General features: G+C 69.1%; 6 protein-coding genes. 5 read left to right on the top strand and 1 reads right to left on the bottom strand.

Going from position 1 to position 7368, the window contains the following annotated elements; genetic code table 11:
* Positions 1-56 precede the first annotated feature (56 nt).
* From ON26_RS30040 to ON26_RS30060, 5 genes are read left to right on the top strand one after another with little or no spacing between them, the layout of a single operon-like run.
* A complete protein-coding gene (locus ON26_RS30040) occupies positions 57-1247 on the top strand; it encodes an amidohydrolase family protein (protein WP_373280973.1) in 1191 nt (396 codons plus the stop codon).
* Positions 1244-2482 carry a M24 family metallopeptidase gene (locus tag ON26_RS30045; RefSeq protein ID WP_040801484.1) on the top strand — a complete coding sequence of 413 codons (1239 nt, stop codon included), beginning with the start codon at positions 1244-1246 and terminating at the stop codon, positions 2480-2482. Before ON26_RS30040 ends, ON26_RS30045 begins: the two co-directional genes overlap by 4 nt.
* Positions 2472-3596 (top strand): M24 family metallopeptidase, encoded by a 1125-nt coding sequence (locus ON26_RS30050; RefSeq protein WP_040801486.1) that lies wholly within the window; start codon positions 2472-2474, stop codon positions 3594-3596. The genes ON26_RS30045 and ON26_RS30050 overlap by 11 nt, the downstream gene beginning before the upstream one ends.
* Before the next feature lie 35 nt (positions 3597-3631).
* Positions 3632-4591: an enoyl-CoA hydratase/isomerase family protein gene (locus ON26_RS30055; RefSeq protein WP_040801488.1), complete on the top strand. Its 960-nt coding sequence runs from the start codon at positions 3632-3634 to the stop codon at positions 4589-4591.
* Positions 4588-7014, top strand: a complete 2427-nt coding sequence (locus tag ON26_RS30060; RefSeq protein WP_040801489.1) for a CaiB/BaiF CoA-transferase family protein — start codon at positions 4588-4590, stop codon at positions 7012-7014. The genes ON26_RS30055 and ON26_RS30060 overlap by 4 nt, the downstream gene beginning before the upstream one ends.
* Positions 7015-7064: 50 nt before the next feature.
* Here the strand turns inward: ON26_RS30060 and ON26_RS33720 are convergent, their stop codons facing one another.
* Positions 7065-7202 (bottom strand): SHOCT domain-containing protein, encoded by a 138-nt coding sequence (locus tag ON26_RS33720; RefSeq protein WP_157172078.1) that lies wholly within the window; start codon positions 7200-7202, stop codon positions 7065-7067.
* Positions 7203-7368: the final 166 nt, after the last annotated feature.

Below are 7368 nucleotides of genomic sequence, written 5' to 3' on the forward strand. Positions count from 1 at the left end.
CTGCTCGGCCCCGCCGACCGGTGCCTCGACCACACCCGAATTCCCCACGGAGGGTCATGATGTCGGTTCCGACCAGCAGTGCTTCCCTGTATCCGCCCGGTGGTTTCGGCCCGCCGAAGGACCGGCGAGGTCACGCGGAGGGCAGCCTCGGTCTGCCCGCGGGCACCGACGTGTTCTCGGCCGACAATCACATCTCCCTGGCGCACGACATCTTCTTCGAACGCTTCCCGGACAGCCTCAAGGACCGGGCGCCGCGGGTCTGGTACGAGGACGGCGCGTTCCAGCTCGGCCGCAAGGGAAAGTCGTTCCTGCCCGGCGATTTCAGCCACGTCCTGATGCAGTACGACCCGCTGGACGGCTCGGGCAGCGCCAACCTCGAGGCCAGGACCGCCGACCTGCGCGCGGACGGCATCGCCAAGGAACTCGCCTTCCCCAACGCCCTGCTCGCGCTGCTGTTCTATCCGGACAAGGAGATCCGCGAGCTGTGTTTCCGGGTCTACAACGCCTATATCGCCGAACTCCAGGAGCAATCCGACGGCGCCTTCTACGGAGTCGGACTCATCAACTGGTGGGACCCCGACGGCGCGCGCCGCACCCTCGACGAGCTGAAAGGCCTCGGTCTGCGGACTTTCCTGCTGCCGCTCTCCGCGGGCAAGGACGACGACGGAAAGGTCATCGACTACGGCAGCACCGCGATGATCCCGGTGTGGGACGCCATCGAGGAGTCCGGCGTCCCGGTCTCCCACCACATCGGCGAGTCGCCGCTGTCGAGCCCCTGCGAGATCAACAGTGTCGCGGTCGGCATGATGCACAATGTCGCGCCGTTCCGGGAGTTGTTCTCCAAGTACATCTTCAGCGGCATCATCGACCGTCATCCCGGCCTGGAGATCGGCTGGTTCGAGGGCGGGGTGAACTGGGTGGCCTCGGCCCTGCAGGACGCCGAGCACATGCACGCATCCTTCCAGCACATGCTCGATCGCCCGCTGGACCACGATGTCCGGCACTACTGGGACAACCATATGCGCGCCTCGTTCATGGTCGATCCCCTCGGCCTGACGCTGGTCGATCAGATCGGCGTCGACCGGGTGATGTGGTCCTCGGATTACCCGCACAACGAGAGCACCTTCGGCTACTCGGAGAAGTCCCTGGCCGCGGTCGTGCGGGCACTCGGTCCCGAGGACGCCGCCCGTGTGGTCAGCACCAATGTCCAGGATTTCCTCGGACTGTCGGCTCCGGAATCGCGATGACCGCCTTCACCACCCCGAGAACCTCCTCGTCCTACACCATTCCCGAGGTTCCCGACCGCGCTCGGATGCGTCGGGAGACCGGCGCTCGGCTGCGCGCCGCGATGGCCGCGATGGGCGTGGACGCGCTCGTCCTGCTCAACAACAACAATGTCGTCTACGCGACGGGCGCCAACTGGCCGCTCGGCGACGCCGGCCTCGCCCACGTCGAGCGTCCGGTGGCGGTGGTGCTGGCCGGTGACCCGCACCCGCATCTGTTCCTGCCGTTCCGGGAGGGCGCGGCCGCGGAGTCCGAGTTGCCCGCCGATCACCTGCACGGCCCGGTATATCTCGAATTCGACGAGGGCGTATCGGCTTTCACCCGCCTGCTGGCCGATCTGATCCCATCCGGTTCGACAGTGGCGGTCGACGAGTACACCGGCGCCATGCTGCGCGCCGGCGCGACGGTGTTCCCCGCGGGCCCGCCCGCGGACGCCGCCGCCGTCATCGGTGCCGCCAAGCTGATCAAGACGCCCGACGAAGTGTCCTGCATCCGCACCGCCGCCCGGATCACCGAGCAGGCGATCGTCGACGTGCAGGCCGCCCTGGCGCCGGGACGCCGCCAGATCGACCTGTCCGCCGGATTCGTGCGTCGCGCTTTCGAACTCGGCGCGACGGCGAACATGCTCGACGCCATCTGGCAGGTCATGCCCGACACCAAGGCCGACGGCGTGTGGACGACCCACGGCGATCTGGCGCTGCCGCTGCTGACCACCGAGCGCGAACTCGCCGCGGGCGATGTGCTGTGGACCGACGTCAGCATCACCTACGGCGGCTACTGCTCGGACTTCGGCCGCACCTGGATCGTCGGCGCCGACCCGACTCCGCGCCAGCAGCGCCAATTCGAACGCTGGCGCGAACTGCTGACCGCGGTCCTGGATGTGACCAGGGCCGGCGCGACGGCGGCCGATCTGGCCCGCGCCGCGATCGAGGCCGACGACGGCGCAAAGCCCTGGCTGCCGCATTTCTATCTCGGCCACGGCATCGGCGTGAGCGCGGCCGAGATGCCGATGATCGGCACCGATCTCGGCCCGGCCTACGACGAGAACTTCGTCTTCGAGCCCGGCATGGTGCTGGTGCTCGAGCCGGTCGTCTGGGAGGACGGCACCGGCGGATACCGAAGCGAGGAGATCATCGTGATCACCGAGGAGGGCTGGCTCCCTCTCACCGACTACCCCTACGATCCCTATGGCAACTGAGGTACTGCCCGACGATCGCGCCCTGCGGCATGGGCGGCGCGAGCGCGCACTGGCACAGATGCAAGCCCATGACCTCGACATCCTCGTCCTCGGCAGGCAGGCCAACGCCCGCTATGTCTCCGGCGCCGTGCAACTGTGGGTCGCGGGCACCCGCCCGTTCGGCCCCGTCGCCACCCTGGTGCGCGACAGCGGCGCGGTGCATCTGCTGAGCACCTGGGACGAAGGCGTACCCGAGGACATTCCACATGAGCACCTCTACGGCCTGCTGTGGAATCCGATGAACACCATCGCGGTGCTCGCCGCCATCGAGGGAGCGAAGACCGCGAAACGGGTCGGCACCGACGCGCTCTCGCCGGGTTTCGCCGAGCTGTTGCCGATGGCCTTTCCCGCCGCCGAACTCGTCGACGGCGAGCAGGCGATGCGCGAGGCCCGCCGGATCAAGACTGCCGAGGAGATCGCGACACTGCGGCGCGCTCTGCGGGTGGCCGAGACAGGGTTGGCCACCACGATCGGCGAGCTGACACCGGGCGCCACCGAGCACGGGCTGACCGGCGTACTGCTCGAGGCCATGACGGCAGGCGGCATCAGCACGCCCGCCGCACAGGACACGGTATGGGTGACCTCGCCGGAGCATCCGTGGCGGCGGGCGGACACGGACCGTCGGGTCCGCGACGGTGATCTCGTCGCGGTGTCGGCGAGTGTGCTCGGCGAGGGCTATATCGGTGAGGTGGGTCGCACCTGGCCCGCGAGCGGCACGGCAGGCGATCGGGTCCGGGCGCAGTATCGGCGTGCGGACTCGTTGTGGCACAGGGTGATCGATGCCTGCGAGGCGGGCGCCTCGGCCGCCGGACTGCTCGACGCCTACGAGGCCGCGGGGGTCGCCCTGCCGCCGATGCCGGTCGCACGCGGGCTCGGCATGGGCTTCGACACCCCGGTGATCTCCCCGCAGCTGCGCGAGACCGCCGAAGCCGAGCGCCTCGAACCCGGCATGGTGCTCGCGGTCACCGGCTATGTGTGGGAGCCCGGAATCGGCGCGGTATTCACCCGCGACTCGGTGCTGATCACCGACTCCGGCCCGGAGGTGCTGACCACCGCGCCGCACTGGCCGCACTGAGCGGTCGACGCCCACAGACTTCCAGGAGCCGCCCCATGTCCGATACCGCTCAACCGTCGGCCGAGGAGATCATCCTCTACGACAAGGATCCCGCGACTCGCATCGCGACCATTACCTTCGACCGCCCGGAGCACCTGAACGCCCCGACCATCGCGGCCCGTCTGCGCTACGGCGATCTCATCCACCGCGCGAGCGTCGACGACGAGGTCAAGGTGCTCGTCGTGCGCGGGGCAGGCGACGACTTCGGCAGCGGCGCGGACCTGCCCGAGTTCCTGCGCGTGCAGAACGACCCGTCGCAGGGTCCGCGGCTGGCCGAGTACAAGATCGGCGAGGACGAGGTGCGCTACCCGCCGAAGGGTTCCTTCCGGCACGGCGCCACCGTCAGCCAGTGGTACGCCAATGCCCAGGCCGGCTGCCGCAGCTTGCAGGAGTTCAAGAAGATCAGCATCGTCGAGGTGAAGGGCTACTGCTACGGCTGGCACTTCTACCAGGCCGCCGACGCCGACCTGGTGATCTCCTCCGACGACGCCCTCTTCGGCCACCCCTCCTTCCGCTACTACGGATGGGGGCCGCGCATGTGGACCTGGGCACAGACCATGGGTCTGCGCCGCTTCCAGGAGATGGTCTTCACCGGCCGGGCGTTCACCGCGCAGGAGATGTTCGACTGCAACTTCCTCAACAAGGTCGTCACCCGCGAGGAACTCGAAGCCGAGACCGCCAAATACGCGCTGGCCTGCGCCCGTAACCGCCCCACCGACACCATCTTCATGCAGAAGGTCTTCTTCGAGATCATGAAGCAGCAGCAGGGCGAGTACATGGGCAGCCTGCTCAGCGGCTTCTTCGAGTCGATGGGCGGGCACATCCACGCCGACGACGACGAGCTCATGCTGGACAAGGCTTTCGACAACGGGTTGAACAAGTCGGTCAAGGACAACGACTCGCGCTTCCCGCCGGAGTTCCGGCTCAGCAAGACCGCGCGCGAGGAGCAGGAATGAGCGCAGACCTGCCGCTCCACCACTGCACCGTTGTCGACCTGTCCTCCGGGATCGCCGGGGCATACTGCACCCGGCTGCTTCGCGACGGCGGGGCACTCGTCGTGAAAGTCGAGTCTCCCCAGGGTGATCCGTTGCGGAAGTGGAGCGCATCGGGCGCCGAGATACCCGATGTTCAGGACGGGGCGTTGTTCGCGTACCTGTCCGGCGGGAAGCACTCGGTGGTCGCCGACCCCGCGCGCCGAGCGGACATCGAGATGGTCGAGACACTGCTGGCAGGCGCGGACGTGGTGGTGTGGTCGCCGGGCTCCGACCTGGCCGAGCTCCCCGCGCTGTCCCCCGCCGCGATCCGGCGCGCCCACCCGCACGCGATCGTCACCTCGATCACCCCGTTCGGGCTCGACGGTCCGTGGGCGGACCGGCCCGCCACCGAGTTCACCCTGCAGGCCTGGTCCGGCGGCATCATCGGCCTGGGCCGCGGCGCGCCCGAGCGCGCACCCGTCCACGTCGGCGGCCGCATCGGCGAATGGTTCGCCGGCGCCCACGCCTCGGCGGCGACCCTGATCTCCCGCCTGCGCTGCGCCGACAGCGATACCGGCGAACTGGTCGATCTCTCGATGCTCGAGACCCAGATCCTGGGCCTCACCTACTTTCCCGTCACTTTCCACGACGCCCTCGGGCGTCCTTTCCGCACCCAGCGCAGGCGCAACGTGCCCGGCGTCGCGACGGCCTCCGACGGGCTCGTGTCGGTGGGCTGCGGCACCGCCCAGCAGTGGTTCGACCTGTGCGCGATCGTGGGGCATCCCGAGTGGATCGACCAGGACGCCGAACTGACCATCACCGAACGCGCGCTGAAGCACGCCGAGGAGATCGAGGCCTGGTTCGCCGCCCAGCCCGTCGACGCGATCCGCGAACTCGCCACCGCTTTCCGGGTCCCCAACGGCCTGCTCGCCGACGGCGCGAACGCCCCGCACCTGAACCAGCATGTCGAGCGCGGCACCTTCGTCACCGACCCGGCCGGCTTCCTGCGACCGGCGGCGCCGTTCCGCAGCACGCCCCCGTTGCTGCGCGCGCCCGCGCCCGCACCCCGGCTCGGCGAGCACACCGATCGCTACCGGCACCGTCCCCCCGCCCGCGTCACCGCATCGGGCCACGGTAGTCCGGAACCTCTGCCGTTCCAGGGGATTCGCATCCTCGATGTGACGACCTTCTGGGCCGGCCCCTCGTGCACCCACGTGCCTGCCATGCTCGGCGCCGAAGTGATCCACGTCGAGTCCGCCACCCGCCCCGACGGAACCCGCCTCATCGCGGGTGTGCCGACGACCGAGGACCGGTGGTGGGAGCGCTCCCCGATCTTCGCCGGCCTCAACACCGGAAAGAAGAGCATCACCCTGGACTGGCGCGACGAACGCGGGCGCGACCTGCTGCGCCGCCTGGCGGCCACCTGCGATGTGGTCGTGGAGAACTACACGCCCCGGGTGATGGAACAGATCGGCCTCGACTACGACGCCTACCGGGCATTACGCCCCGACGGCATCATGGTCCGCATGCCCGGCTTCGGACTCACCGGCCCGTGGCGCGACAACCCCGCTTTCGCCTACGTCATCGAAGACACCTCCGGCATCACCAACCTCACCGGGCACCCCGAAACGAATCCGGTACAGCCGTATTCGATCGGCGACCCGAATGCGGGCGTGCACGCCTTGAACGCGCTGCTGCTGGCCCTCGAACACCGACGGGCCACCGGAGCGGGCGTACTGGTGGAAGCGGCGATGGTGGAGGCGGCGCTCAGCGTGGCCGCCGAGCAGGTGATCGAGTACTCGGCCTACGGCGCGCTGTTGCGGCACCAGGGCAACCGCGGGCCGGCAGCGGCGCCACAGAATCTCTATCGCTGCGCGGGCACCGACGAGTTCGGCGGCCGGGATCGGTGGGTGGCCATCGCCGTCACCACCGACGCTCAGTGGGAGGCGTTACGCAAAGCGCTCGACGATCCCGCCTGGGCTGCTGATCCGGCCCTGGCCACCGTGGCCGGGCGCAGACTCCGCCACGACGAAATCGACGTCGAACTCGCCGCATGGTGTGCCGAGCGCACCGAAGATGAGGTCGTCGAAGTGCTTTGGGGCGCAGGGGTTCCCGTCGGCGCAGTGATCCAGCCGCATCGGCAGGCAGACATCGCACAACTGCAGGCGCGCGGGTTCTACGAGTACGTCGATCATCCCGTTCTGCCGCCGGCTCGCTACAGCACGATTCCGGCCCGGTTCTCCGCCGGACCCGAACACCTGCACCGCGGTCCCGCACCGCTGCTCGGCGAGCACACCGCCGAACTGCTCACCGAGCTGGGAATCGGCGCGACGGAACTGGCCGATCTCGAGGAGTCGAAGGTCGTCGGCGGAACGCCGGGCGTCACCGAACGATCCGCCCGCTGACAACGGCCGCTCACACAGTCTCGGACTGCTCAGACACAGTCTCGGACTGCTCAGAGCGGTCCGGGCGGGGGGCCGGTATCGAGGGTCCTCAGACGCCGCAGGTACTCCTCGTCGTCGATGTCACCGCGGGCGAACCGGTCGGCCAGCACCTCCCGCGCCGTCGGACCGCTTCGGGGTGGCGGCGGCATCGTCTCCCACTGTGCGCGCCATACGGCCCACGCGGAAACGGCCGAACAGCACCATTCGACCTGGCCGAGAGACTCTAGAGGGGTGCAGGCTGCCCCGTCGCGGGGAGCACCCGGTAGCTCGGCGCCGAAATCGGCGAGCCGGTGGCGATTTCCGCCACCGTAGCCC

Source organism: Nocardia higoensis NBRC 100133, from assembly GCF_000308595.1.
GTDB classification, from domain to species: domain Bacteria; phylum Actinomycetota; class Actinomycetes; order Mycobacteriales; family Mycobacteriaceae; genus Nocardia; species Nocardia higoensis.

Coding starts and splice junctions, on each gene's coding strand:
- ON26_RS30040 (WP_373280973.1), top strand. CDS start 57: ATGATGTCGGTTCCGACCAGCAGTGCTTCCCTGTATCCGCCCGGTGGT.
- ON26_RS30045 (WP_040801484.1), top strand. CDS start 1,244: ATGACCGCCTTCACCACCCCGAGAACCTCCTCGTCCTACACCATTCCC.
- ON26_RS30050 (WP_040801486.1), top strand. CDS start 2,472: ATGGCAACTGAGGTACTGCCCGACGATCGCGCCCTGCGGCATGGGCGG.
- ON26_RS30055 (WP_040801488.1), top strand. CDS start 3,632: ATGTCCGATACCGCTCAACCGTCGGCCGAGGAGATCATCCTCTACGAC.
- ON26_RS30060 (WP_040801489.1), top strand. CDS start 4,588: ATGAGCGCAGACCTGCCGCTCCACCACTGCACCGTTGTCGACCTGTCC.
- ON26_RS33720 (WP_157172078.1), bottom strand. CDS start 7,202: ATGCCGCCGCCACCCCGAAGCGGTCCGACGGCGCGGGAGGTGCTGGCC.